Origin of the sequence: Streptomyces sp. NA04227 (genome assembly GCF_013364195.1) — a bacterium.
In the GTDB taxonomy this organism is placed as follows: domain Bacteria; phylum Actinomycetota; class Actinomycetes; order Streptomycetales; family Streptomycetaceae; genus Streptomyces.
Genome location: NZ_CP054918.1, coordinates 1,496,747 through 1,522,324 on the forward strand (window position 1 = coordinate 1,496,747; position 25,578 = coordinate 1,522,324).

Genomic DNA, 25,578 nt, shown 5'->3' on the forward strand with positions numbered 1-25,578 from the left:
TAAAGAGTCCGTAACCCCCAGCCTATCCACCCCGCGGCAACGGACGAAGAGCCCCGTCCAGGCAGTGGACGGGGCTCTTCGCTGTGGCGTTGACCGGGCAGTTACGCCGAGGGATCAGTGGTGGCCGTGGCCGCTCGTGATCTCCTCGTACTCCTTGGCGTTCGGCTTGGTGATCTGGTTGCCGTCGCCGAAGTAACCGCGGGACAGCTTGCCGCGGAGCTTCTGGCCACGGGTGATCTTCTTCGCCACGCCGTTCTCGTCGACCTCGGACTCGATCTCGGCCGGCGAGTACTGCTCGTGCATCGTGAGCTGGTAGACCGCGCTGCGGTCCAGCGGCTCGTGAACCTCGATGAACTCACCGTGCGGCAGCCGCTTGATCATGCCGGACTCGCGTCCGTGCAACACCTTCTCGCGGTCCCGGCGCTGGAGGCCCAGGCAGATGCGCTTGGTGATGACGAAGTTGATGACCGGCAGGACGAATACACCGATCCGGACGAACCAGGTGATCGCGTTGATCGACAGGTTCAGGTGAGTGGCAAATAGGTCGTTGCCACCACCGATCAGCAGAACCATGTAGACCGTGAGCCACGCGACACCGAAGGCGGTACGGGTCGGAACGTTGCGCGGGCGGTCCAGGATGTGGTGCTCGCGCTTGTCGCCGGTGACCCAGGACTCGACGAACGGATAGACCGCGAGCGCGACGAGGACCAGCGGGAAGACCAGCAGCGGGATGAGCACACCCAGGACGAGTGTGTGACCCCAGAAGTTGATCTCCCAGCCCGGCATGACACGGACCGCACCTTCGGTGAAGCCCATGTACCAGTCTGGTTGTGCGTTGGTGGACACCTGGTCCGGCCGGTATGGACCGAGCACCCAGATCGGGTTGATCGTGACCATGGCCGCGATCAGCGCGATGACACCGAAGACCAGGAAGAAGAAGCCACCGGCCTTGGCGGCGTACACCGAGAGCAGCGGAGTGCCGACGATGTTGTTCTCGGTCTTTCCGGGTCCGCCCCACTGGGTGTGCTTGTGGTAGAAGACCAGGAACAGGTGCCCGACGATGAGGCCGAGCATCAGCCCTGGCAACAGCAGGACGTGGATCGAGTAGAGCCGCGCCACCAGGTCGCCGCCGGGGAACTCGCCCCCGAACGCGAAGAACGAGATGTACGTACCGACGATCGGTACGGACAGGATCGCACCTTCGACGAAGCGGATACCCGTACCCGAGAGCAGGTCGTCCGGCAGCGAGTACCCGGTGAAGCCGGTGAACATGCCGAGGACGAACAGGGTCCAGCCGAACAGCCAGTTGATCTCGCGCGGCTTGCGGAACGCGCCCGTGAAGAAGACGCGCATCATGTGCACGAACATCGCGGCGAGGAAGACCAGCGCCGCCCAGTGGTGGATCTGCCTTATGAGCAGACCGCCACGCACGTCGAAGCTGATCGTCATCGTGGAGTTGAAGGCCTCCGACATCAGCTGACCCTGCATGGGCACGTAACTGCCCGAGTACTCCACCTCGTTCATCGACGGGTGGAAGAACATCGTCAAGTAGATACCGGTGAGGATGATGATGATGAAGCTGTAGAGCGCGACCTCACCCAACATGAACGACCAGTGGTCGGGGAAGATCTTGCGCATTTGGGACTTGGCCAGGCTGTAGATGCCCAGGCGTCCGTCCGTCCAGTCGGCGAACCGCTCACCTGCGGACGCCTTGCCACGGCTGTTGTTGCCGCCAGCCTCTGACTTGTCGGTAGTTGCAGTGCTCATCCGCGCTCCCAGAATGCAGGACCGACAGGCTCCGCGAAGTCGCCGAGCGCTTCGAGGTACCCCTCATCATTCACGCCGATCTGCAGTTGCGGAAGGGCGTGTCCGGCCGGGCCGAAGATGACACGTGCGCCATCGGCCAGGTCGAAGGTGGACTGGTGGCACGGGCACAGCGCGTGGTGCGTCTGCTGTTCGTACAGGGAGATCGGGCAGCCCACGTGGGTGCAGATCTTCGAGTACGCCACGATCCCGTCGTGGGACCAGTCCAGTTCGCGCTTGTCCTTGATGTCTTCCGGCTGAATACGAACGATCATCAGCGCGGCCTTGGCGATCTGTGTGTTGAAATCGTGGTCGTGCTCCTCCAGGCCCTCGGGCTTGGCGAAGGTGAGCGAGCCGACGGCCACATCGGAGGGACGCAGCGGCTCGTTCGTGTTCATGTTGACAAGAAGCTTGCCCTTTTTCCAGGCCGTCTTGCGCAGGCTGTTGCCGGGCATCGGGCCCAGGTCGCGCAGCAGCACGACACCGGCGAGCGGCACCACGGTGAGGGCGCCGACCATCGTGTTCCGCATCAGCCTGCGGCGCGCGATGTTGGCTTCCTTCATACCCGCGGCGAAGTCGGCCATGACCTTGGCCTTGACCTCGGGCGAGGCCGCGACGGGGTGCCGGTCGTCGGCGACCTCCTCGTCGCTCATCAGCGTGCGGGCCCAGTGGACCGCGCCGGCGCCGATGCAGAAGAGGGCCAGGCCCAGCGTCGAACCCAGCGAGAAGTTCAACGCGCTGATGTGACCGAGCGGCCAGATGTAGACGATCTTGTCCACCGGCACCGTCACGTACGCGGCGATGAAGCCGATCGTGGACAGGATCGAGAGCGTGAACAGGAAGGTGACCACGCGCTCCGAGCGCTTGGCGGCCTTCTCGTCGATGTCCTGGACCCGGTGCTCGTGCGCGGGCATGCCCGGGTCGGTGAACAAGTCCTCGACGTGCGGGGCTACTTCGGCGCCGTGCGCCTCGTCCCGCTTGCTCGGCAGGTTCTCTTCCGGAATGTCTTCGTGGGTACTCATGACTTCTTCGCCTTCGTGGTCCGGGCGGCGATCCAGACACAGACGGCAACCAGGCCACCCAGTCCGAAGACCCAGGCGAACAGACCCTCGGCCACCGGGCCGATGCCGCCGAGCTTCGCACCGCCGGGCGTCGGGGTTTCGTCGCCGTTGACCGCCTGGACGTAAGCGATGATCTCCTTCTTGTTCTTCTCCGGCATGGTCTTGTCCGGGAAGGAAGGCATGTTCTGCGGGCCGGTTTCCATGGCCTCGTACATGTGCTTGGGCGAGACACCGTTGAGGTTCGGTGCGTACTTGCCGTTGGTCAGGGCACCGCCCTCACCGGTGAAGTTGTGGCACTGCGCGCAGTTGTTGCGGAACAGCTCGCCACCCTTGGCGATGTTCGCGCCCTGGGGGTCGTACTGCTTCTTGGTGGGGACGGCCGGACCGGCACCCAGCGAGGCGACGTACGCCGCGAGCTGGTCGATCTCGGCCTGGCTGTAGATCTTCTTCTTCTTGGGCACCTGGGCGCCCGGCTGCTGCGCGGGCATCCGGCCGGTGCCGACCTGGAAGTCCACGGCCGCCGCGCCCACGCCGACGAGGCTCGGGCCGTCGGAGGTTCCCTGTCCGCCGGTGCCGTGGCAGCTGGCGCAGCCCACCGAGTAGAGCCTCTTGCCCTCCTCGATGGCCAGGGACTGCGCGGTTTCGTCGGCCTTGGCCTTGTCCGCGGGAGCGAACGCGGCGTACAGCCCCCCGGTGGCCGCCAGCGCGAAGAGTAGGACGACGACCGCCGCCAGCGGATGGCGTCGTCGTGCGGAGAGCTTTTTCACGGATTACCCCGGTGTCAGGATCTTCTGCGTCGATGCTTCAGGAAATGGGTCGCTCGTCAGAACGATCCGGTTACTTGATCAGGTAGATCGTGGCGAAGAGGCCGATCCAGACGACATCGACGAAGTGCCAGTAATAGGACACGACGATGGCCGCGGTCGCCTGCTCGTGGGTGAACCTCCGGGCCGCGTACGTCCTGCCGAGTACCAGCAGGAAGGCGATGAGACCGCCTGTCACGTGCAGACCGTGGAAGCCGGTGGTCAGGTAGAACACCGAGCCGTACGGGTCGGACGACAGCGAGATGCCGTCGTGCTTGACCAGCTCGGTGTACTCAAAGACCTGACCGCCGATGAAGATCGCACCCATCACGAAGGTGACGATGAACCACATCCGGAGCTTCTTCACGTCCCCGCGCTCGGCGGCGAAGACGCCGAGCTGGCAGGTGAGCGAGGAGAGCACCAGGATCGTGGTGTTCGTCGCCGAGAACGGCACATTGAGTGCCTCGGACATTTCCTTCCAGTGATCGGGTCCCGTGACCGATCGCAGGGTGAAGTACATCGCGAAGAGGGCCGCGAAGAACATCAACTCGGAACTCAGCCAGATGATCGTTCCGACGCTGACGAGGTTCGGCCGGTTGACCGACGGGTGCGCGTGCCCGGTATCTACTGTCGTTGCTGTCGCCACGCCGACATTATGTCGGTCGCTTATCCAGCCCTCACCCCCGGGGGTGCCGTTCGGAGTGTTGGGCCCCGCTGCCCTGCTCGGATGGCCCACCAAAGCGGCGTGACGACCGGTGTTGACGGGGTGTCGGAAGGAGTAGCATCCGCGCCAGCGGTACCGACCCACGCCTGCCCGCCGCCCCTGCGGCGGAAGGGCGATCCGCAGCCCAGATGCGCCGAGATGCGTGGAGGAACACATGCAGCCGACCGCCACGGTCCTTGTCTACAGCGACAACGCGGCCACCCGCGAACAGGTGCGCCTGGCGACCGGCCGCAGGCCCGCCACGGACGTGCCCCAGGTCGAGTTCGTGGAGTGCGCGACCCTTCCGGCGGTCCTCACCGAGCTCGAACGCGGCGGAATCGACGTCTGCGTCCTGGACGGCGAGGCCGCGCCCGCGGGCGGCATGGGCGTCTGCCGTCAGATCAAGGACGAGATCTACGACTGCCCGCCCGTACTGCTGACCATCGGCCGCCCGCAGGACGCCTGGCTGGCGACCTGGAGCCGGGCCGAGGCCGCGGTGACGCTGCCGGTCGACCCGGTCGAGTTCGCCGACGCCCTGGCCGGTCTGCTGCGCGCCCGGCTCGCGGTCGACGCCTGAGGGACGCCTCAAGGACGCCTTCCGGACGCCTGAGGAGCGCTCAGGTCGTCCAACGGCCCGCCCGCGGGAGCCCGGAGGTCTCAGCGGCCTCAGGGGGCCCGGGAGGCCTCAGGAGGTCTCAGGGACCCGCACAGAGCGCACGGGGCCGCCGTACGCATGCGCCGGGTCCCCGCTCACAGGCGCGGGCTCAGACGGGTGGCGCCCGCCTTGCCGGTGTTGACGGTGACGCCGTTGCCGGGCTCCAGGGCGGTGCCCTCGCGCCACTTGGACCAGCTCAGGTTCCAGTCGCCGAAGCCGTTGTCGAAGGGCGCCATCATCTCGCCGTCGCTGTTGACGACCTTGACTATGTCGCCCTCCTTGACGGTGTTGAAGAACCACTCGGCGTTCTCGGTGCTCATACCGGTGCAGCCGTGGCTGACGTTGGCCGCGCCCTGCGAGCCGACCGACCAGGGCGCCGCGTGCACGTACTCGCCGCTGAGGGTGACGCGGGCCGCCCAGCGCACCGGCAGGTCGTAGGAATCCGCGCTGCCCGCGGCTATGCCGACCGTGCTGCTGCGCATACGTACGAAGGCTTCCTTCGCGAGCACGACCTTGATTCCGTTGCGGGTGTCGAAGCCGGGTTTGCCGGTGGTGACCGGAAGTTCCCTGATCACGCGGCCGTTGCGGTAGACCGTCATGGTGTGCGACGCCGCGTCCGTGATGGCCTCCACCCGGTCCCCCGTGGTGATCCGCAGCCCCTTCGAGGGAGCGCCCCACAGGTTCTTGCCGAGCTTCACGCCGGCGAGGGTGCTGTGCACGTCGACGGTGGCGTGCGTGGGCCAGTAGCTGCGCGGGCGGTAGTGCAGGGTCTTGGCGTCCACCCAGTACCAGGCGCCGTTCACGGCGGGGGTGGAGTCCACCCGCAGGGCGCTCTCCACGGTGGCCCGCGCCTCGCGGCCCTTGACCGGGCGGCTCAACTCGGCGGTTATCGGCTGACCGACGCCGTACTGGCCGGACTTGGGGCCGAGGGTGACCTTCAGGCGCCCGCGGTTCTTGTCCGCCTTCGCGGCCTTGAAGGTGAGCAGTTTGCGGCCGGGCCTGCCGTCCTCGTTCTCGGTGCGCACCCGCACCGTGTAGCGGGCGCCGGGTTCCAGGGCCGCCGAACTGCGCCAGCGTTCGCCGTCCTCGTCCAGGGCACCGGCCACCTGGTGGCCCCGGGCGTCGGTGGCGGTCACATCGGTGATCCGGCCGCCGCCGTGCGAACTGATCTCCAGGGGCTTGTCCGAGTCGGCCTTGTCGCCGGTGGGGCCGCCGAACTCGAGCTGGTCGCCCGCGTCGTAGGGGTCCGAGGAGAGGGAGGAGTTGTCCGAACCGCCACAGGCGGTGAGGCCGGCGCCGAGTGCGGCCGCCAGCACAGTGCAGCTCAAAAGCGTGGGTATGTGCGGTGTGTGCCTCATGGCGTCACGCTATGGAGCGCGCGCCCCGGCGGCACGGCCCGTGATCCGTACGGGTGGTTCCACTGCGGCAAACGAAGGAGCCCGGACCTCCTTGACGGAGTGTCCGGGCCCCTTCGGGTGTCCTACGTGTTACTGCGTCTGGTTCTCTCCGCGGTAGTACTCGAAGACCCAGCCCCAGATGCCGACCAGGATGACCGGCAGCGAGAAGTACAGCACCCACCAGCCGATCGCGACGCCCAGGAAGGCGAGGGCGCCACCGAAGCCGAGCGCCAGCGGCTGCCAGCTGTGCGGGCTGAAGAAGCCCACCTCGCCGGCCTCGTCCGCGACATCGGCTTCCTTGTTGTCCTGCGCCATGGCGTCCACGCGCCGGGCGGTGAAGGCCAGGTAGTACCCGATCATCACGCAGAGACCGAACGCCAGGAACAGCGCGGTGGTACCGGCCGGCTCCTTCGACCACACGCCGTAGACCACGGCGGAGATGAGGACGAAGAGGCTCAGCCAGAGGAACATCTTGCCCTGGATCTTCACTTGCCCGCCTCCTTGGCACCCGAGACGGCGCCGGCGCCGATTCCGGCGTGCTCCAGCTGATCCAGCTCCGCGACCTCCGGGTGGTGCAGGTCGAAGGCCGGGGATTCACTGCGAATCCGGGGCAGCGTGAGGAAGTTGTGCCGCGGCGGCGGGCAGGAGGTCGCCCACTCCAGGGAGCGGCCGTAACCCCACGGGTCGTCGGCCTCGACCTGCTTGCCGTACTTGGCGGTCTTCCAGACGTTGTAGAAGAACGGCAGGACCGACATACCGAGCACGAACGAGCTGATCGTCGAGATCGTGTTCAGGGCGGTGAACCCGTCCGCGGCCAGGTAGTCCGCGTAACGACGGGGCATGCCCTCGGCGCCCAGCCAGTGCTGCACCAGGAAGGTGCCGTGGAAGCCGATGAACAGCGTCCAGAAGGTGATCTTGCCGAGGCGCTCGTCCAGCATCTTGCCGGTGAACTTCGGCCACCAGAAGTGGAATCCGGCGAACATCGCGAAGACGACCGTACCGAAGACCACGTAGTGGAAGTGCGCCACCACGAAGTACGAGTCGGAGACGTGGAAGTCCATCGGCGGCGAGGCCAGGATGACGCCGGTCAGACCACCGAAGGTGAAGGTGATCAGGAAGCCGATCGTCCAGAGCATCGGTGTCTCGAAGGACAGCGAGCCCTTCCACATGGTGCCGATCCAGTTGAAGAACTTCACACCGGTCGGTACCGCGATCAGGAAGGTCATGAAGGAGAAGAACGGCAGCAGTACACCGCCGGTGACGTACATGTGGTGGGCCCACACCGTCACGGACAGACCCGCGATCGCGATGGTCGCGCCGATCAGACCGCCGTAACCGAACATCGGCTTGCGGCTGAAGACCGGGATGACCTCGGAGACGATGCCGAAGAACGGCAGCGCGATGATGTACACCTCTGGATGGCCGAAGAACCAGAAGAGGTGTTGCCAGAGCAGCGAACCGCCGTTGGCGGGATCGAAGATCTGCGCCCCGAACTTCCGGTCCGCCTCCAGGGCGAACAGCGCGGCGGCGAGCACCGGGAAGGCCAGCAGGACCAGCACACCGGTCAGCAGCACGTTCCAGGTGAAGATCGGCATGCGGAACATGGTCATGCCCGGTGCGCGCATGCAGATGATCGTGGTGATGAAGTTGACCGAACCGAGGATCGTGCCGAAGCCGGAGAGGGCCAGGCCCATGATCCACATGTCGGCGCCCACGCCCGGCGAGCGGACCGCGTCCGAGAGCGGCGAGTACGCGAACCAGCCGAAGTCGGCCGCGCCCTGCGGGGTGAGGAAGCCGGCCACCGCGATGAGCGAGCCGAACAGGTAGAGCCAGTAGGCGAACATGTTCAGCCGCGGGAACGCCACGTCGGGCGCGCCGATCTGCAGCGGCATGATCCAGTTCGCGAATCCGGCGAACAGCGGCGTCGCGAACATCAGCAGCATGATCGTGCCGTGCATCGTGAACGCCTGGTTGAACTGCTCGTTCGACATGATCTGCGTGCCGGGACGGGCGAGTTCGGCGCGCATGAAGAGCGCCATGACGCCGCCGATGCAGAAGAAGGCGAACGACGTGATCAGGTAGAGCGTGCCGATCGTCTTGTGGTCGGTGGTGGTGAGCCACTTGACCACGACGTTGCCGCGCTGTGCGCGCCTAAGCGGAAGCTCGTTCTCGTACGAGTCGTCGGCCGCCGCGGCACCCTGGGGTTCGTTGAGGATGCTCACAGTTGGTTCGTCTCCCGGTTCTTCTCATGGCCCGACTGCTCGATGCCGGCCGGGATGAAGCCCTTCTTGCCCTGCTTCTGCAGCTCCTTGAGGTGCTGCTGGTAGCGCTCGGGCGAGACGACCTTGACGTTGAAGAGCATCCGGGAGTGGTCGACGCCGCAGAGCTCGGCGCACTTGCCCATGAAGGTGCCCTCCTTGTTCGGAGTCACCTCGAAGGCGTTGGTGTGGCCCGGGATGACGTCCTGCTTCATCAGGAACGGCACCACCCAGAAGGAGTGGATGACATCCCGCGAGGTCAGGACGAAGCGCACACGCTCGCCCTTGGGGAGCCAGAGGGTCGGACCGGGGTTGTTCGTGTCCGGGTTGCGGTCACCCGGGACGCCCACGTCGTAGGCGCCTTCGGCGCCCTTGGGGAAGTCCTCGGCGAAGCGGTCCGGAATGGCCTTGAGCGCGCCTTCCTTCAACGCGTCGCCCGTGCCGGCGTCGCCGTCCACGTTCTCCACGTAGTTGAAGCCCCAGCTCCACTGGAAGCCGACCACGTTGACCGTGTGGGCCGGCTTGTCCTCCAGTTCGAGGAGCTTGGACTCGTCGCGTGCCGTGAAGTAGAAGAGCACGGAGACGATGATGATCGGAACCACTGTGTACAGCGCCTCGAGCGGCATGTTGTACCGCGTCTGCGGAGGCACCTCGACCTTGGTGCGGCTGCGCCGGTGGAAGATGACGCTCCACAGGATCAGGCCCCACACCAGGACACCGGTCGCGAGTGCGGCAGCCCACGAGCCCTGCCACAGGGACAGGATGCGGGGAGCCTCCTCCGTCACCGGGGTGGGCATACCGAGGCGAGGGAAGTCCTCCCAGTTGTACTCGCAACCGGAGGCAGTAGCCAGGATCAGGCCCGCAGTCAGCACCTGCGGCAGCTTCCGCCGCATCGGGCGCCGAGACTTGGGGGTACCTCCCGCGCCATTTAGGCGGTGAGGGAGGTCGGAGCCGTTGGGACTCACGTAGCGCCTTCCCGAGAGTCTCGCCCGCGCGTGCTGCGGCCTTCTCGCTGGTCGGTCGCGGTCCTGCTGCGGGCAGGGGTTTGGATGTTTATGCGGACCAAACCCTACTGGACGCAATTTGGGGCTGCGCGGGGAGGGTGCCCAACGCGCCGCCGCACTCCCCGAAGGGGTGGAATGCCCCGGTCCGAGCCCCATCTGACGGGCCTTCGGACTTCGGTGAAGTCCCTGATGACAGCCTACGTACGGACTCGTCCGGCCGAGCCCTCGGGGGTGCGCGCCGGAGCGGAGTCGCTCGCGCGCTCGTGTGCGGCGGGCCGGTGTGGCGGGGAGTGGATCCCGGCCACGGCCGCGGCGGAGTTAGCGTGGCGGCGTGCCCTACTTCGACGCCGCTTCCTCCGCCCCGCTGCACCCCGTCGCGCGGCAGGCGCTGACCGCCGCCCTGGACGAGGGCTGGGCCGATCCGGCCCGCCTGTACCGCGAGGGCAGGCGGGCCCGGCTGCTGCTCGACGCGGCCCGCGAGACCGCGGCCGAGGCGGTCGGCTGCCGCCCGGACGAGCTGGTCTTCACCGGCTCGGGAACCCGTGCCGTGCACACGGCGGTCGCGGGCGCGCTGGCCGGGCGCCGCCGCACCGGATCCCACCTGATCGTGTCGGCGGTCGAACACTCGTCGGTGCTCCACAGTGCCGAGGCGCACGCGGGTGCGGGCGGTTCGGTGACCGAGGTGCCGGTCGAGCGGACCGGTGCCGTACTCCCCCGGTCCTTCGCCGAGGTGCTGCGCCCCGACACCGCGCTCGCCTGCCTCCAGTCGGCCAACCACGAGGTCGGCACCGTCCAGCCGGTGGCCGAGGTGGCGCGGCTGTGCCGGGAGGCCGGGGTGCCGCTCCTGGTGGACGCGGCGCAGTCGCTGCCGTGGGGTCCGGTGGACGCCGACTGGTCGCTGTTGACGGCGAGTTCACACAAATGGGGCGGGCCCGCGGGCGTGGGACTGCTCGCGGTGCGCAAGGGGACGCGCTTCGCGCCCCGGGGTCCCGCGGACGAGCGGGAGTCGGGGCGGGCCGCCGGTTTCGAGAACATCCCGGCGATCGTGGCCGCCGCCGCCTCGCTGCGCGCGGTACGGGCCGAGGCGGCCGAGGAGGCGGCACGGCTGCGGGTGCTCACCGGGCTGATCCGGGCGCGGGTGCCGGAGCTGGTCCCGGACGTGGAGGTGGCCGGTGACGCCCGGGAGCGGCTGCCGCACCTGGTCACCTTCTCCTGTCTCTATGTCGACGGGGAGACCCTGCTGCACGAGCTGGACCGCGCGGGCTTCTCGGTCTCCTCCGGTTCCTCGTGCACGAGTTCCACGCTCACCCCGAGCCACGTACTGCGGGCGATGGGGGTGCTCAGCGAGGGCAACATCCGCCTCTCGCTGCCGCGCGGCACCTCCCGGGAGGAGGTCGAGGAATTCCTCCGGGTGCTGCCGGGGGCGGTGGCCGGGGTACGCGAGAAGCTCGGGGCTCCGGTTGCGGCGGCGCCCGCCGGTGCGGCGGCGGAGCTGGTGGTGGACGCGCTCGGCAAGCGGTGCCCGATCCCGGTGATCGAACTGGCCAAGGTGATCGGCGAGGTCCCGGTGGGCGGCACGGTCACGGTGCTCTCCGACGACGCGGCCGCCCGCCTGGACATCCCGGCCTGGTGCGAGATGCGGGGCCAGGAGTACGTCGGCGAGGAGCCCGCCGAGCGGGGCAGCGCGTATGTGGTGCGGCGGGTGGACTGAGGCGCGGAGGCGCGGGCTGCCCGTACCACTGGGATGAGCGCGACGGGCCAGCCGTATCAGTCGAGATACACGCGGCGGGCCGCCCGTAACCCCCGGGATTCCGGGAGACGGGCGGCCCGCGACGCACGTGCGACGGTGCTCAGGCCAGGTGCTGCTGCACCTCGGCGGCGGCGTCGTGGCCGTACGCCTTGGTGAAGCGGTCCATGAAGTGGGTGCGGCGCAGCTCGTACTCCTGGGTGCCCATGGTCTCGATGACCAGGGTGGCCAGCATGCAGCCGACCTGGGCGGCGCGCTCCAGGCTGACGCCCCAGACGAGGCCGGAGAGGAAACCGGCCCGGAAGGCGTCGCCGACGCCGGTCGGGTCGACCTTGGCCTCCTCCTGCGGGACGCCGACCTCGATCGACTTCTCGCCGGCCCGGTCGATACGGACACCGGCGGCACCGAGGGTGGTGACGCGGTGGCCGACGCGGCCGAGGATCTGCTCGTCGCTCCAGCCCGTCTTGGACTCGATGAGGCCCTTCTCGTACTCGTTGGAGAAGAGGTACGTGGCGCCTTCGAGCAGGGCGCGGATCTCCTCGCCCCCCATGCGCGCGATCTGCTGCGAGAAGTCCGCGGCGAAGGGGATCGAGCGGGTACGGCACTCCTCGGTGTGCCGGAGCATCGCCTCGGGGTCGTCGGCGCCGATGGACACCAGGTCGAGGCCGCCCACGCGGTCGGCGACCTTCTTCAGCTCGATCAGCCGGGCCTCGCTCATGGCGCCGGTGTAGAAGGAGCCGATCTGGTTGTGGTCGGCGTCGGTGGTGCACACGAAGCGGGCGGTGTGCAGGACCTCGGAGATACGGACCGACTCGGTGTCCACGCCGTGCCGGTCGAGCCAGGCGCGGTACTCGTCGAAGTCGGCTCCGGCGGCGCCGACGAGGACCGGCGAGGTACCGAGCTGGCCCATCCCGAAGGCGATGTTGGCGCCCACGCCGCCCCTGCGCACCTCGAGGTTGTCCACGAGGAAGGAAAGGGAGACCGTGTGCAGCTGATCGGCCACCAGCTGGTCGCTGAATCGGCCGGGGAAGGACATCAGATGGTCGGTGGCGATGGAGCCGGTGACTGCGATTCGCACGGCTATGCGCTCCTGGACGGCGAGAGAGGCGAGAAGAAAGGTCGTCTCACGCTATCGGTTTACCCCGCCTCCGGCCGACCCGCCAAAACTACCCGATAGTAGGTCTTTCTTCGTCCTGTATCCGGTGCCTACCGTTCCGTTATGACGAACCCCAAGTCGCGGGAAACCGCCCCGCAGGATCTCGACTGCGGCTTCGACGCCCTGCGGGGCGACTGTGCCGAGATGGCCGACCGCTGGCCCGGCGCCCCGGCCGAGAAGAAGACCGGTCACGGCGAGAAGGCGCGGATCGAGAACATCGTGGTGCCGGAGCGCTCTGCGCACCTGGTCGAGGGCATGTCGGAGTACGGGGACTGACCGTCCCGGCACAACTTTCCCTCGCTCGCCCGAAGTCGGAGGGAACCGATCGTCCGCCTCTCCCGTCACACTGCTGTCCGCCGCGGAGGAACGCGGAGGTGAAACGCAGGCGATGGGAGCAATGCGGTGAACACCGACGAGAAGCGGAACGAAGCGACGGGCGAGCCGAAGCGCCGCACCTGGTTGGTCGCCGCCTCGGTGGCAGCGGCTGTCCTGGTGATCGGTGCGGGCGGCGGTATCGCCCTGCAGAACGCGGGAGACGACAAGGACTCGTCCTCCAGCGCCGACGGCAAGCAGGACAACCCGCCACCGCTCGCCCTGGAGGGCCTGGCGAAGGCCTCCGGGGACTCGGGCCGTGGCGGTCCCGGCATCGCTCCCGGTGAGCCGAACCCGAACGGCACGGTCTACCGCGCCGCCGGCGAGCTACCGAAGGGCCCGGACTCCGGCGCCGTCTACCGCACCAGCGGCAAGGTCGCGGCCGAGGACGTGACGCGGCTGGCGAAGACGCTCGGTCTGGAGGGCACGCCGCACCTGAACGGCAAGACCTGGCAGATCGGCGGCAACGACACCGACAGCCCGCGGCTCCAGGTGGCCCTGGAAGCGCCCGGCAGCTGGACCTTCCAGAAGTTCGCGCCGCCCGGTGGCGACAACTGCCCCAAGGGCAAGATGTGCGCGAGCACCGACTGGGGCAAGAACGATGTCGTACCCAACGAGGACCTCGCCAAGAAGAAGGCCGCGCCGGTGCTGAGGGCGGCCGGGGTCGGCAAGGCCCAGCTGGAGGCGAGCGAACTGACCGGCGCCTCCCGGGTGGTCAAGGCCAACCCCGAGATCGGCGGTCTGCCCACGCAGGGCTGGACCACCTCGGTCAACGTCGCCTTCGACGGCTCGATCACCGGCGGCCACGGCTATCTGAAGACGCCCGAGAAGGGCGACTCGTACCCGCTGCTCAGCGCCAAGCGGACGCTGGACGAGCTCAACCGCACGGGCGGTACGTACCGTTCGGGCAAGGGCGGGTGCGCGGAGCCGGTGCCGCTGGGCGCCGAGGAGGGCACCGACACCAAGGGCGGCGCGCGGCTGCCCCACGACGGCACCGACTCCAAGGACACCAAGGACTGCAAGCCCGCGAAGCCGCACACCTCGACCGTCAAGAAGGCCGTGTTCGGTCTCTCGGCGCAGTCCGAGAAGGGCCGCCAGATCCTGGTGCCGTCCTGGCACTACTCGGTCCGGCCCGAGGGCGCGACCAGTGACTTCACGGTGGTGCACCCGGCGATCGACCCGCGCTTCCTGGCCCAGCCCTCGACGGGTGCGCCCGCCGACCGGCCGAGCCCGCGGCCGACGGGGCCGAACGCCCCGCTGAAGGACGCGAAGATCGAGAAGTACACGGTCAAGGGCAAGGAACTGACCGTCCACTTCTACGGCAGCGTCTGCAAGAAGTACTCGGTCTCGGCGAAGGAAGAGGGCGGCAAGGTGACGGTGCGGGTGACCGAGCCCGCCGCCAAGCCCGGCAAGGTCTGCGTACAGATGGCCAAGAAGATGGACCTGTCCGTACAACTGGACAAGCCGCTTGCCGAGCGCGAGGTCGTCACCAAGCTCGGTGACGTGGTGGCGCCGAAGTAACCCGCGTCACCGAAAGGTAACGCGAGCGCCAGCACGAGCAGCGACCGAGAGCAGCACAATCGGCAGGACCGGCCGGGCCCGGAAGCGGGGCCCGGTACGCCAAAACCGTGCGGGTAGGCGTACCGGTGCAGCTGGACTCCCGGCCGGGTTTCCGCACCGCTCTTGTGGGGAGAGCGGTCCGGGAACCCGAAGGCGGCGGCCCCCCTTTCGCAGGGGGGCCGCCGCCTTGCGTTGCCCGGGTGCCGACAGACCGGGGGCCCGGCGCGGACGATGCCGCGCCGGGCCCCTGGTACGGCCGAAGCCGCTGGGCTCAGCTGAAGGAGTCGCCGCAGGCGCAGGAGCCGGTGGCGTTGGGGTTGTCGATGGTGAAGCCCTGCTTCTCGATGGAGTCGACGAAGTCGACCGTGGCGCCGCCGAGGTAGGGGGCGCTCATGCGGTCGGTGACGACCTTGACTCCGTCGAAGTCCTTGACGACGTCGCCGTCGAGCGAACGCTCGTCGAAGAAGAGCTGGTAGCGCAGGCCGGAGCAGCCACCGGGCTGGACGGCGACGCGCAGCGCGAGGTCGTCACGGCCTTCCTGGTCGAGCAGGGCCTTGACCTTGGCCGCGGCGGCGTCGGTCAGAACGATGCCGTCGGTGACGGTGGTGGTCTCGTCCGATACGGACATCTACATCTCTCCCGGGTTGTACGGAGACTGCTTGCCGACAGTGAGAACCGCCGGGGCCGCGGATTCATTCCGGGCCGAGCGCCGATGCCGACGCTGCGTTGTCCACCCATGCTCGCACATCGGTCCGGCACGGTCACGGGGCTGTGGACAGCACCACGGCCGCGACGCCCAGGCGTCCCCGGGGAGTCTCCGAAGTGGCGTTTTGGGTCCCGGGTGGTTGCCGTCGGGGAATGCGTCACATTGACATGAGGGCCATCGTCAAACTGACGTGAAGCAGTTATGATAGATAGCGTCAATTCGACGAGAACCCTCTTCACCGCTCCCCGAGAGGCCCATCACGGCCTCCGCGGCGCCACCGGAGAGGGCTCGGTCCGCGAGAAGAAAGGGTGCGTGCCGTGACCACCGCCCCAACCCGTCAGGAGCTCGACGTCCAGCCCACGCCGCTCGCTCTGCTCCTGCTCGGCCGGGAGGCCGACCCCAAGAGCGAGCGCGGCGTCGAGTGCCCCGGCGACCTGCCCTCCCCGTCCGACCCGGACCTGGTGGAGCGGGCTCGCGCGGCCAAGGAGAAGCTGGGCGAGAAGGTCTTCGTACTCGGCCACCACTACCAGCGCGACGAGGTCATCCAGTTCGCGGACGTCACCGGCGACTCCTTCAAGCTGGCCCGTGACGCGGCGGCCCGCCCCGAGGCCGAGTACATCGTCTTCTGCGGCGTGCACTTCATGGCCGAGTCCGCGGACATCCTCACCACCGACGACCAGCAGGTGATCCTGCCGGACCTGGCGGCGGGCTGCTCGATGGCCGACATGGCCACCGCCGAGCAGGTCGCCGAGTGCTGGGACGTACTGACCGAGGCGGGCATCGCCGAACAGGTCGTCCCGGTCTCGTACATGAACTCCTCCGCCGACATCAAGGCCTTCACCGGCAAGCACGGCGGCACCATCTGCACCTCGTCCAACGCGAAGCGCGCCCTGGACTGGGCCTTCGAACAGGGGGACCCCCAGCAGACAAAGGTCCTCTTCCTGCCCGACCAGCACCTGGGGCGCAACACCGCCGTACGCGACATGGGCATGTCCCTGGAGGACTGTGTCGTTTACAACCCGCACAAGCCGGGCGGCGGCCTGACCACCGACCAGCTGCGCGCGGCCAGGATGATCCTGTGGCGCGGCCACTGCTCGGTGCACGGCCGCTTCTCGCTGGACTCGGTGAACGACGTACGGGCCCGCATACCCGGCGTGAACGTCCTGGTGCACCCCGAGTGCAAGAACGAGGTCGTCGCGGCGGCGGACTACGTCGGCTCGACCGAGTACATCATCAAGACCCTGGAAGCGGCGCCCGCCGGTTCCAAGTGGGCCATCGGCACCGAACTGAACCTGGTCCGCAGGCTGGCGAACCGTTTCGCGGACGAGGGCAAGGAAGTCGTCTTCCTCGACAAGACGGTCTGCTTCTGCTCCACCATGAACCGCATCGACCTCCCCCACCTGGTCTGGGCCCTGGAGTCGCTGGCCGAGGGCAAGACGGTCAACCGCATCCAGGTCGACAAGGAGACGGAGAGCTTCGCGAAGCTGGCGTTGGAGCGGATGCTGGCGCTGCCGTAACCGGCCGCCGTATTACGGCGTTTCGCGGCATTACGAACGTTTCACGGTATTACGGAGGGGCGCCCGGTCGAACCGGGTGCCCCTTCGCCGTGCCGTAGGCAGTCAGTCCGGCCAGGCGGGCGGGCGTCCGGAGTAGGTGACGACGAGGAGGATGTCCTCGATCCGGTCCTCGCGGAGCCAGCGGGCGACCTGTTCCGTGTCGGGGAGAGCCAGTCGCCAGTCGCCCACGGGGGAAAGGTGGGCGAAGTCCGGCCAGACACCGCGCCGGGTGCTGATCAGACCGTCCAGGGTGGACGTGGCGGCGCCGTTCGCGCTCTGGCCGTCGGGGGTGGCCAGGTGGAGGCTCTTGACCGGGATCTCCTGGGTGAGGCCCTCCTTGCGGACGAAGTAGACAAGGACCTGTTCGATCCCGAGCTTGTCCAGGTGGGGCGCGAAGTGCCCGCGCTCGGTCCGCAGATGGACCACCATCCGCTCCTCGGGGGGCAGTTGGTCGGGGTTGTGCAGGTCGTACCAGGCGTCGGGGTACGCGTCGCGCACGCTGAAGGGTCGGTCCCAGGTGGCCTTGGGCAGCGACTCGATCACCTGCCGGCGGTAGTCGGGGCTGTCCAGTGCGGTGTAGTCGACGGTGAACAGCACATCGGTGATCGACTCGTAGGAGAAGGCGTTGGCCGGTTTGGGCATCCGCAGCTCCCAGCGCGTGTCCACGCCGACCCCCTCGAACGGCAGCAGCAACTCGCTCTTCTCCGGCTCCAGTTCGATCACCCCGCTGGACTCCATACCGGTGCTCAGCGCGACGGACTCCGGGGCGCGCTGAAGAACGGTGCTCTGCCCGGTCTGCGGGCTGATCACGACACGGGACAGGCCGAGGGTGCTGAGGGTGGCGCGGATGCCTTCGGTCGGCGGTACGAGGGCGACGACGGAGGTACGTACCTGCCGGATCAGCCGCATGTAGTGACCGGGGAAGTCGCGGTCGAACAGTTCCATGGGCGTGGGGAAGGTGAACACCCCGGTCTCCCTGAAGCGTTGGAACTCCAGCGGGTACAGCCGGGCCAGGGACAGCGTCCTGCGGATCTGCAGGCGGCGTCGGTCGGTGGCGAACGCGTGGTCGTCGAGCCGCTGGATGTCCTCGCTCAGCCGGGCGGCGCCGGTCAGCCCGCGCCGGTCGGGCGCCGCGCCCGCGAGGGGTTCCGCGACGGGCGACCAGTAGTCGTCACGGAGCTGGACGGGCGACACCTCCTGCCGTTCGAAGGCCAGTTGCTGCTGCGCGAGGCGGGCCGTGGTGGTGGCCTGCTGGAGGAAGAAGCGGTAGCTGGACTCCAGTTGCTGACTCATCCACTCGTACAGGGCGGCGTCGAGGTACTCGCCGCTGAGGAACTCCAAGGTGTCCCGTGCCTGGTCGGCGGCGCTCTTGGCGACCGAGCGCTCGGTGATGGCGACGTCGAGGTGGTCCTGGGCACGCCTGGTCTGCGCGGCGCCGATGGCGGCGTCCTGATCGGCCACCAGCTTCTCCAACTGCCACTGGTCCTTGCGGCGTTCGATGGCGGCGTAGAAGGAGTTGACCTGACCCGAGGTCCGGGCACCGATGGCGGCCACATTGGCGGCCGCGTGGCCGACCAGGCTGAGGGCGGTCACGGTGGCCAGGGTGAAGGCCGCAGCGTACATCATCGTGCTGGCCGCGGCGGCCTGGGTGAAGGTCTGAAGTGCCTGGACCTCCGCCTCCATCATCGCGGCGATGCTCGACGCGCTGCCCTCGGCGTAGTAACTGGACACGGTGGCCTGCTCCCACTGGTTCAGTCCCGCGTCCAGCCATCCCTGGTAGGTGGAGGACTGCAACTGGGCGCGGCGCTGCTGGAGTTCGGCCAGGGTGATGTCGTGACCGGCCTCGATCACCCGTGCGTCCAGTACGCGGACGTTGGCCACGGCCATCGCCAGTTCCTGCTCGGCCTTGAAGCGGGTGTACCGCTCGGTCTCGGCCGCCTCCATCGCGCGCAGCATGCCCGCTTCCAACTGGGCGGCCATGGCGGTGAGTTCCTTGGCACGCCGGATCAGACTGGAGTACCGGTACTGCGTGGGCTGGCGCCCGGAGGCGGTGGGGACGCTGATCGTGGTGCCGAGCGCGGTCGGCATCCCGCTGACGGCGTCGGTGGGCGCCGCGTAGGTGTCGACGGGCCGCTGCATCCCGGCGATGTTCCGGCAGGTGCGCAGCTTGTGCAGGCCGAGCCGGGCGCTGGTGCGCAGGGCGTCCACCGCGGGGTTGGGCGGTACGCAGAAGGCCACGGGGGCGTCGGGGACGAACACGGCCTCCAGCGGCGCCAGTATTTCCATCGCCAGGCCCGGATCGGCGGCGGCGACCGCGGCGAGTCCGGCGGAGGCCGGGGAACCGACCACCCGGCGGTCCGCGGGAGGTGCTTCTCCGGTGAGCAGGGGCAGGCCGTCGGGTTCCGGCGGGCGGTCTGGTTCCGGCGGGCGGTCTGGTTCCGGCGGGCGGTCGGGCGTTGGCGGACCGTCGGGGACCGGCAGGCCGTCGGGCGTCGGCGCACCGTCGGGGGTGGGCAGGCCGTCGGGGACGGGCGCGCCGTCGGCGACGAGCAGGCTGTCGGGAACGGGCGCGCCGGGCGGCGATGCCGTCGGCGTGCCGTCCGCACCGCCCACACTGCCCACGCCGCCCACGCTGCCCGCGCCGTCCGCGCCGCGCAGCCAGGGCAGTCGGGTCGCCGGGTCGTTGAGGCGGGCGACCGGAGTGCGGGTGATCTCGTAGACGGCGCGGTCGAAGGCGGTTTCCGCGGTCCGGGCGACGCGTTCCAGCGCGGTCTCCACGTCGGGCACGCTGGCGACAGCGCCGCGGGCCACCGTGGTGGCCGCCCTGCCGTCCGCCACGACGTCGCCGAGGACCGGTGCCCGGGTGGACTTGGCGCGGGCGGTGGCGATGATGTCCCTGGCCCGGGACAGACGTCGGGCCCAGGGAGTCCGTCCGGCGCCGTGCAGAGCCTTTCCGGCGGCGGCGACGGCGGTGCGCAGGGCGGCGGGGTCGACGATGTCGGCCGCGTCCGCCCGCAGCCCTTCGACCGCCCGGTGCACGACGACCGGCGCCTCGGACGCGACCCTGAGGGCGGCGATGATCCGTCCACAGGTGTCGTCGGCCTCGCCGAGACCGGCCGAGGCGAGGACTTCCAGTACGTCGGCGTAGGCGGTCCTGGCGCGAGGCAGCGATTCGGCGTTGTCCCGGGTGAACTCGGCGTTGCCCAGGTCGCACAGGCACTGGGCGATGGCGGTGACGGTGAAGCGCGTGTAGCAGTTCTTCCGGGTGGCCGCGATGCGGTGCGGGGCGAGCGGGTCCGCCAGCCAGCCGTCGGCGTGCCACTGCATCGTGTCGGCCCGCGTCTCCTCGATGCGCAGCAACGGGGCGATCTTCCGGTCGGCCTCGGCGGCGGTGTAGTCGTAGCAGATCCGGAACCAGTCGAGCGCGGCACGGTGCTCGCCGGATCGCGCCAGCGCCTGGGCGAGGGTCAGCGGGACGAGATAGGAGATCTCCTTGACGTAGCCCTTGTTGGGCACGGTGGTGTTGGCCTGTTCGATCGCGGTCAGGACCTGGCGGCGTGCCTGGAGGGCCGGAGCCTGCTGCGGTGCGGGGAAGTCGAAGGCTCCGGTGAAGGTCGGCACCGCGGGGACCGGTGTGTCGAGGGTGATCGCCGCGCCGGGGCCGCCGCGCTGTACGCGGCCGTAGAACTGCTGGTCCGGCTGGTTGTCGTCGGTGAACGCGAACCAGCTCTGAAACCCGTACTTGTCCCCGAACAGCAGGCCGGAGTTGGGCAGGATCCGGACCGAGGCGGGGACGGTGCTGCCGACGTCCGGGAAGGGGGCCTGAGCCCATCCGTCCGCTCCGCGTCGGAAGATGCGCGCCCGGGGCAGACCGTCGGGCCGTTTGGTCAGGATGTACAGCTCGTTGGTGATGAAGCCCTCCCCGGGGTAGGGGGCGACCAGGAGCAGGGCTCCCCGGAACTCCTCACCGGAGGCGAAGTCACCGCCTTTCCAGGTGTAGCGGTTCGGGGCGGTCAGTGTGCGCGGCGGCCAGCTCACGGCGGAGAGCTGGAGATAGGTCAGGTTGGTCCCTCGCCGGAAGACCGCGAAGAGGGCGTCGTTGCCCTGGTCGGCGACGGCCATCAGCTCGTCGGTGGCCGGCCAGCCCGTGGTGGAGAAGCCGTCGCGTTCCCAGCCGTCGCCGCTCTCCGCGAGCTGGCGTTCCATCCAGTCGCCGCTGAAGTTACCCACGACGTCCGCGACCCGGATGAACAGTTGGGGGGCGAAGGACCAGTTCCACGCCTTGGGTATCGCGCCCGCGTACACCTCGGCACGCGCCGTCAGCGCCGCGGTGAACTTGGTGGCCTGGGAGTCCGGGAGTTCCAGGTCCCTGGGCGGCTCCCAGGTGTGTGACTCCAGATCCATCCGGACGAAGGTCAGGGTCTCCACATTGCCGGGGAGCCTGCCCGGGCTCTGCTTGAGAAAGACGTACATGTACCGCTCGCCGGTGGGCAGTTGGTACGGGGTCGCGCCGATGACCTCCTTGACATGGCCCTCGCCGGTGGGGACCTGCTGCCAGTAACTCTGCGGTTGCCCGGCCGGATACGCGGCGTCCGCCAGCGACCAGTAGACGGCGCCGGACTTCTTGGAGCGGGCGAAGAGGAACTGCAGGCAGCTGTAACCGCCGGTGGGCACCGTGGTGAGCGCCGATGTCGAGCAGGCCACCTGAAGTGAGCAGACGTCCTCCAGATAGCGGCTGTACTGCGTCGCCGCGGCCCTGGCACTGTCCGGGGTGGCCGGACGGGATCCGAGCCGTCCGAGCAGAGCGGCGAAGGCGGGCGTCTGCGGGGTGTGCAGCCCGGGCAGCAGCAGGTTCTCCGGCCACAGATGCACGAACATGGCGGCGCGCCAGGTGGCGTAGGAGCCGATCCACTTCCACTCCGCGTCGAACTGCGGGGCGGCGAGGGACAGTTGGGGCGAGGCCCGGAACCGGTCGGCGCGGGCGGCGAGCAGCATCGACTGCAATGCCTCGATGGCATGTGCCGCCCTGGTCGTGCAGGCGCAGTCGGAGGTGCGGACGTCGACGAAGAGCTGCTGGGACAGCAGTTCGCCCCGCTCGGCCAGGAGCGCGTCCTCGGGGCGGGTGTCGCCGTCCGCCCCGCCGGCCAGCACCAGCGCGTCCCGCAGCGCGGGCATGGTCTCGCGCTCGGTCTCGCCCACCGCTTCGCCGACGCCCGTGATGGCGGTGGTCCGGTCGGCGATACGGGCGGCCAGTACGTCGGTCCATTCCGCGAGTGCGGTGGGTTCGGCACGCCACCGTGACGCGGGGGACTTCACGGTGCCCTCGGACCGGGGCGGGCGGAAGTGGTCGGGCGACAGGGTCACCCCCTGCTCCACCTCCTGGGTGTGCCAGGCGGGGAAGCGGGCGTGCTTCCAGGCGCGTACGAGAATGTCGAGCACCGATTCCCAGTCCTGCTCGTCGACGGTCTCCCCGGCCACCACCAGGGTGTGCACCCGCGCGAGTTCGTCGAGTCCGGCCTCGGTGAGAAAGAGTTCGGCCAGCTCGTCGGTGATGTCCTTGCCCTCCCCGCGGTCCTCGACCAAGGCGCGGATCGCCTGGCCGGAGACGGCGAAGGCGTCCTGCAACAGGGAGTTGAAGGTGGTGAGCGCCGGGGGCGGCGGAGTGGTGGCGACGATCTGCGCCAGGTGCGCGTACCGCTCCGCGAGCAGGTCCGTGCGCTCCTGCCAGAGGGTGGCGGCGGGCCCGGACACCGGGTCGGCGAGCAGCTCGGGCGGCACGACGTCCGGGTCGATCGCGGGTCCCGTGTACAGGCGTCCGGCTTCGTCCTGCGCGGCCCACACCGTACGCAGGAAGGCGAGCCGCCAGGCGGTGAACCGGGGAACGGCGACGATCTCCACGGGGGCGTCGGCCGAGATGTCGACGGTGTAGGCGATGACGAGCGAGCCGTGCAGTCCGCTGCCGCCGCTGGGCACCAGGGTGAGCGCCGCCGAGGGCGCGTCGGCCCGCCCGGAGGCCACCCGTGCCGTGCACGCCTTGTCCCGGAAGAGCTCGGCGACGACCTCCCCGGAGCCGGTGACCTCGGTGAGGGTGAGGTACACGGAGCCGTCGGGCGAGGTGTTGCGGCCCCATGCGACGTCCTCCAGCCGCCAGCGCGGCAGTTGTTCGTCGGTGTCGTCGAATTTCGCGCCACCGGACAGCCGGTCGCGTGTGGTGTCGGCGAGTCCGAACAGCGCCTCCAGGGCGGACTCCGTAAGTACCGTGCCGGTGGCGGTCGGGGTCAGGGCCAGGCAGAGCCGGCTGATCTCGTCGCCCTCGGCGGGTGCCGGTCTGGTGAGGGGGATCCCGAGCCGTTCGGCGAGCGCCGTGCGTGCGGCGGCCTGCTCCTCGCTCTGGCCGTCCTCCGAGGGGGCGAGCGTGCGCAGTTCCTCGTACGCGGTGCCCAGCCTGGTGAGCAGTGTCCGGTAGGCGGCGACGCGGTAGCGATGCTCGGCTTCGTCGAGTGCGCCCTGGTGGGCGGGCGTGGGCGCCGCGGTGCGCAGGTGGGCGCGTAGCGACTCGATGACCAGGCGCAGGGTGCGCACCTGCTGGTCGGCGGCCCGGCAGGAGACGGGCAGTTCCGAGAACGGCTGGTGGTGGGCGGCCTGGAGTGCGGCGGCGTCGACGGGGGCGCCGCTCGCGTCGCGGAGATGGCCGGTCGCGTAGTGCAGCAGGTCGGCGAGGTAGGCCAGCGGGCCGAGGGCGGAGGAGCACTCGTTGCAGGAGCAGCGCACGGGCAGCGAGGCTTCCAGTGCCTCCTCGGGTGACTCCCTTTCGAGCTCCGGAGTCTGAGGGTCCGCGGGGTCCCCGGGCTCGGCCGGTGCCTCGCCCGCCGGTGTCTCGCCCGCCAGCGCCTCGCCCGCGGCCGCTTCTCCGGCCGGTGCCTGAGGCTCCTCGGTGGGCGCCGGGGTGACGTTGTCGGCGGCCGAGGTGAGTTCGTCGGCCAGCACGCTGCTGAGAAATCGCTTCTGGGCCGCTGCCGTGTGGTGCAGCCGGGCAGCACGGAAATCTCCCAGAAGCTCGCCCGCGCGGCTGACGAACTCGGTGCGCGGGGCGTCGGCGATCGCGGTGACGGTGTCGTAGCCGAGTTCGATCAGACCCGTGCGCGCCGAGGCGTCGGGGACGGCACGGGCGAGGTCGGCATGAGACTCCAGCCTGGCCACGGCATCGCGGTCGACGGACAAGGGGACGTCGGGTTGCTCGTGCAGTCCGCGCTCCAGGTGCCGCAGCGAACTCAGGGTGGTCAGCCCCGAGGTGTACAGGTACAGCGCGAGGTCGTCCGCCACGTCGATGCCGTCGGCGGCCAGGGAGCGGTCGGCCGCGCCGACGGTGACGGACGACGGGCCCTGCCCCACCTCGGGCGCGATCTCCACGCTCAGATGCTCCGGGCGGGCCCCGGCGCCGGAGGGTTCGGGCGTGTGCGGGGACGGCGGCTCGACGATCAACTCCTCTACGTCCACCGGTTCGTCGGGGGCGGCGTCGGAGTTGGGGGCGGCGTCGGGTAGGGCCGGATCGGGAGGCGGATGCGGGTGCGGCGCGAACCCGGCGGGGGGCGGATGCGGCGCGGCCCCGGCGGGGGGTGGATGCGGCGCGAACCCGGGCTGCGAGTGTGCCGCGAACCCGGCGGGCGGTGAGGCCAGGGCGTGCCGCATGTCGTCCGCCGCTGTCGGCAAGCCGCCGTCGGCCGGTGGGAAGGGCGGTGTTCCCGCCGCGCCTGCCGGGCGGCCCCCGGGCCCGGATTCGATGTGAGCGACGGAGGTGACCACGATCGAGGCGGGTGCTCCGCGCGATCCGGCCGGGGCGGTGGCACCGGGGAAGGGGGTGAGCCGGATGCGGTGGGCGGCGTCGCCGGGCTGTGCCGAGTAGTTCAGGCGGGCGAGGCCGCGGTGGTCGGTGAGCACCGTGCCCAGGTCACCGCCGTCTCGGCCGCCGTCCAGGTCGGTCGCCCGGACCACGGTCTGCGCCAGAGGGCCGCCGGTGGTGCCGTCCCGCAGCCGTATCTCCACGCGTACGGTCTCCTCGGTGATCCGGCGCAACTCCCGTACCGCCTCGTCCACTCGGGGTTCGAGGTCCGAGCTGATGCTGCGTGCGGAGATGGCCTGGTGCAGCGCCTCGCTCAGGGTCTCGGAGTCCAGGGCGGCGAGCCGTGGGAGGTCCATGGGTTGACCGGTGCGGCCGAGTCCGTAGAACACCTCCGGCGCGATCCCCGAGTCGGCGGCGAGGCGGGCGGCCTGTTGGGCGAGCTCGATGAAGTGGGGGTCGATGCCGGTGCTGTTCGCGAGGAAGTCCACGTCCTCGGAGGTCAGGTTCTGCACGGCCACACCGCGCAGCGCAGGCCCGATCTCGGCGAGGACCGTCTCGAAGGCGTTGCGCTTTCGCGCACCGTCGGCGACGGTGAGGAACAGCTCGGTCACCGGTGGCGCGTCGAACACGACCCCGGTTCCGTCCAGTTCGCGCCCGTCGGCGACGACACTGCTGAGCGGCAGCTCACGGCGTCCGCTGAGGACCCGCGCCAGCAGGTTGGTGCCGTTCTGCCCGACGCCGGGCCGCAGAGGTGCGTCGTAGTCGAGGGCGAAGGCCCCGTCCTGCTCCGTACGGGCCTGCCCGAGCCTGCGTTCGTCGTGGGGGCGTCGGCTGGGCAGGCCCTTGTCGTAGGCGACGACGGTGGCACCGGGGACGGGCCGGCCGTCGGAGTCGCGCACCTGCCCCCGTACCGAGTGCCGCTCAGCCATCTGCTCGTCCTTTCTGTGCTCTGCCCTG

The 25,578-nt window shown here is 69.4% G+C and carries 16 protein-coding genes; 5 read left to right on the top strand and 11 right to left on the bottom strand.

Features of this window, described 5'->3' with window-relative positions:
* Window positions 1–114: 114 nt before the first annotated feature.
* From HUT18_RS06190 to HUT18_RS06205, 4 genes are all read right to left on the bottom strand, one after another.
* On the bottom strand, window positions 115–1,767 hold the full coding sequence (locus HUT18_RS06190; protein ID WP_176098538.1) for a cytochrome bc complex cytochrome b subunit: 1,653 nt from the start codon (window positions 1,765–1,767) through the stop codon (window positions 115–117).
* Window positions 1,764–2,825 (bottom strand): ubiquinol-cytochrome c reductase iron-sulfur subunit, encoded by a 1,062-nt coding sequence (locus HUT18_RS06195; protein WP_176098539.1) that lies wholly within the window; start codon window positions 2,823–2,825, stop codon window positions 1,764–1,766. The genes HUT18_RS06190 and HUT18_RS06195 overlap by 4 nt, the downstream gene beginning before the upstream one ends.
* The gene (locus HUT18_RS06200) at window positions 2,822–3,631 is read right to left on the bottom strand and encodes a c-type cytochrome (RefSeq protein ID WP_176098540.1); all 810 of its coding nucleotides are present in this window, start codon (window positions 3,629–3,631) and stop codon (window positions 2,822–2,824) included. The genes HUT18_RS06195 and HUT18_RS06200 overlap by 4 nt, the downstream gene beginning before the upstream one ends.
* A gap of 70 nt (window positions 3,632–3,701) precedes the next feature.
* On the bottom strand, window positions 3,702–4,313 hold the full coding sequence (locus HUT18_RS06205; protein ID WP_176098541.1) for a heme-copper oxidase subunit III: 612 nt from the start codon (window positions 4,311–4,313) through the stop codon (window positions 3,702–3,704).
* A gap of 232 nt (window positions 4,314–4,545) precedes the next feature.
* Here HUT18_RS06205 and HUT18_RS06210 point away from each other — a divergent pair, with 232 nt between their 5' ends.
* Window positions 4,546–4,947 carry a hypothetical protein gene (locus HUT18_RS06210; protein ID WP_176098542.1) on the top strand — a complete coding sequence of 134 codons (402 nt, stop codon included), beginning with the start codon at window positions 4,546–4,548 and terminating at the stop codon, window positions 4,945–4,947.
* 173 nt (window positions 4,948–5,120) lie between these two features.
* Here HUT18_RS06210 and HUT18_RS06215 read toward each other — a convergent pair whose 3' ends face one another.
* The 4 genes from HUT18_RS06215 to coxB form a co-directional block, all read right to left on the bottom strand.
* Window positions 5,121–6,383: an Ig-like domain-containing protein gene (locus HUT18_RS06215; protein ID WP_176098543.1), complete on the bottom strand. Its 1,263-nt coding sequence runs from the start codon at window positions 6,381–6,383 to the stop codon at window positions 5,121–5,123.
* Window positions 6,384–6,512: 129 nt separating this feature from the next.
* Window positions 6,513–6,911 carry a cytochrome c oxidase subunit 4 gene (locus HUT18_RS06220; RefSeq protein ID WP_176098544.1) on the bottom strand — a complete coding sequence of 133 codons (399 nt, stop codon included), beginning with the start codon at window positions 6,909–6,911 and terminating at the stop codon, window positions 6,513–6,515.
* A complete protein-coding gene (gene ctaD, locus HUT18_RS06225; protein WP_176098546.1) occupies window positions 6,908–8,644 on the bottom strand; it encodes a cytochrome c oxidase subunit I in 1,737 nt (578 codons plus the stop codon). Before ctaD ends, HUT18_RS06220 begins: the two co-directional genes overlap by 4 nt.
* Window positions 8,641–9,645, bottom strand: coding sequence for a cytochrome c oxidase subunit II (gene coxB / locus HUT18_RS06230; protein WP_176098548.1), 1,005 nt, complete (start codon window positions 9,643–9,645; stop codon window positions 8,641–8,643). Before coxB ends, ctaD begins: the two co-directional genes overlap by 4 nt.
* Window positions 9,646–10,015: 370 nt before the next feature.
* Here coxB and HUT18_RS06235 point away from each other — a divergent pair, with 370 nt between their 5' ends.
* Window positions 10,016–11,395 (top strand): cysteine desulfurase/sulfurtransferase TusA family protein, encoded by a 1,380-nt coding sequence (locus HUT18_RS06235; protein ID WP_176098550.1) that lies wholly within the window; start codon window positions 10,016–10,018, stop codon window positions 11,393–11,395.
* A 139-nt stretch (window positions 11,396–11,534) separates the two neighbouring features.
* Here HUT18_RS06235 and HUT18_RS06240 read toward each other — a convergent pair whose 3' ends face one another.
* Window positions 11,535–12,509 carry a carbohydrate kinase family protein gene (locus HUT18_RS06240; RefSeq protein ID WP_176098552.1) on the bottom strand — a complete coding sequence of 325 codons (975 nt, stop codon included), beginning with the start codon at window positions 12,507–12,509 and terminating at the stop codon, window positions 11,535–11,537.
* Between the two features lie 141 nt (window positions 12,510–12,650).
* On the opposite strand from HUT18_RS06240, the gene HUT18_RS06245 reads away from it, so the two are divergent.
* Window positions 12,651–12,863, top strand: coding sequence for a hypothetical protein (locus HUT18_RS06245; protein WP_176098553.1), 213 nt, complete (start codon window positions 12,651–12,653; stop codon window positions 12,861–12,863).
* Window positions 12,864–12,989: 126 nt separating this feature from the next.
* A complete protein-coding gene (locus HUT18_RS06250; protein ID WP_176098555.1) occupies window positions 12,990–14,480 on the top strand; it encodes a hypothetical protein in 1,491 nt (496 codons plus the stop codon).
* Window positions 14,481–14,790: 310 nt separating this feature from the next.
* Here the strand turns inward: HUT18_RS06250 and erpA are convergent, their stop codons facing one another.
* The gene (gene erpA / locus HUT18_RS06255; RefSeq protein WP_176098557.1) at window positions 14,791–15,147 is read right to left on the bottom strand and encodes an iron-sulfur cluster insertion protein ErpA; all 357 of its coding nucleotides are present in this window, start codon (window positions 15,145–15,147) and stop codon (window positions 14,791–14,793) included.
* A gap of 386 nt (window positions 15,148–15,533) precedes the next feature.
* Here erpA and nadA point away from each other — a divergent pair, with 386 nt between their 5' ends.
* Window positions 15,534–16,742 carry a quinolinate synthase NadA gene (nadA, locus tag HUT18_RS06260; protein WP_176098558.1) on the top strand — a complete coding sequence of 403 codons (1,209 nt, stop codon included), beginning with the start codon at window positions 15,534–15,536 and terminating at the stop codon, window positions 16,740–16,742.
* Window positions 16,743–16,844: 102 nt separating this feature from the next.
* Here the strand turns inward: nadA and HUT18_RS06265 are convergent, their stop codons facing one another.
* Window positions 16,845–25,550: a neuraminidase-like domain-containing protein gene (locus HUT18_RS06265; RefSeq protein WP_176098560.1), complete on the bottom strand. Its 8,706-nt coding sequence runs from the start codon at window positions 25,548–25,550 to the stop codon at window positions 16,845–16,847.
* Window positions 25,551–25,578 lie beyond the last annotated feature (28 nt).

Excerpts from the sequence above, each read along its gene's own strand:
- HUT18_RS06190 (WP_176098538.1), bottom strand. The coding sequence starts at position 1,767 with ATGAGCACTGCAACTACCGACAAGTCAGAGGCTGGCGGCAACAACAGC.
- HUT18_RS06245 (WP_176098553.1), top strand. The coding sequence starts at position 12,651 with ATGACGAACCCCAAGTCGCGGGAAACCGCCCCGCAGGATCTCGACTGC.
- erpA (WP_176098557.1), bottom strand. The coding sequence starts at position 15,147 with ATGTCCGTATCGGACGAGACCACCACCGTCACCGACGGCATCGTTCTG.
- HUT18_RS06215 (WP_176098543.1), bottom strand. The coding sequence starts at position 6,383 with ATGAGGCACACACCGCACATACCCACGCTTTTGAGCTGCACTGTGCTG.
- HUT18_RS06195 (WP_176098539.1), bottom strand. The coding sequence starts at position 2,825 with ATGAGTACCCACGAAGACATTCCGGAAGAGAACCTGCCGAGCAAGCGG.
- HUT18_RS06210 (WP_176098542.1), top strand. The coding sequence starts at position 4,546 with ATGCAGCCGACCGCCACGGTCCTTGTCTACAGCGACAACGCGGCCACC.
- HUT18_RS06265 (WP_176098560.1), bottom strand. The coding sequence starts at position 25,550 with ATGGCTGAGCGGCACTCGGTACGGGGGCAGGTGCGCGACTCCGACGGC.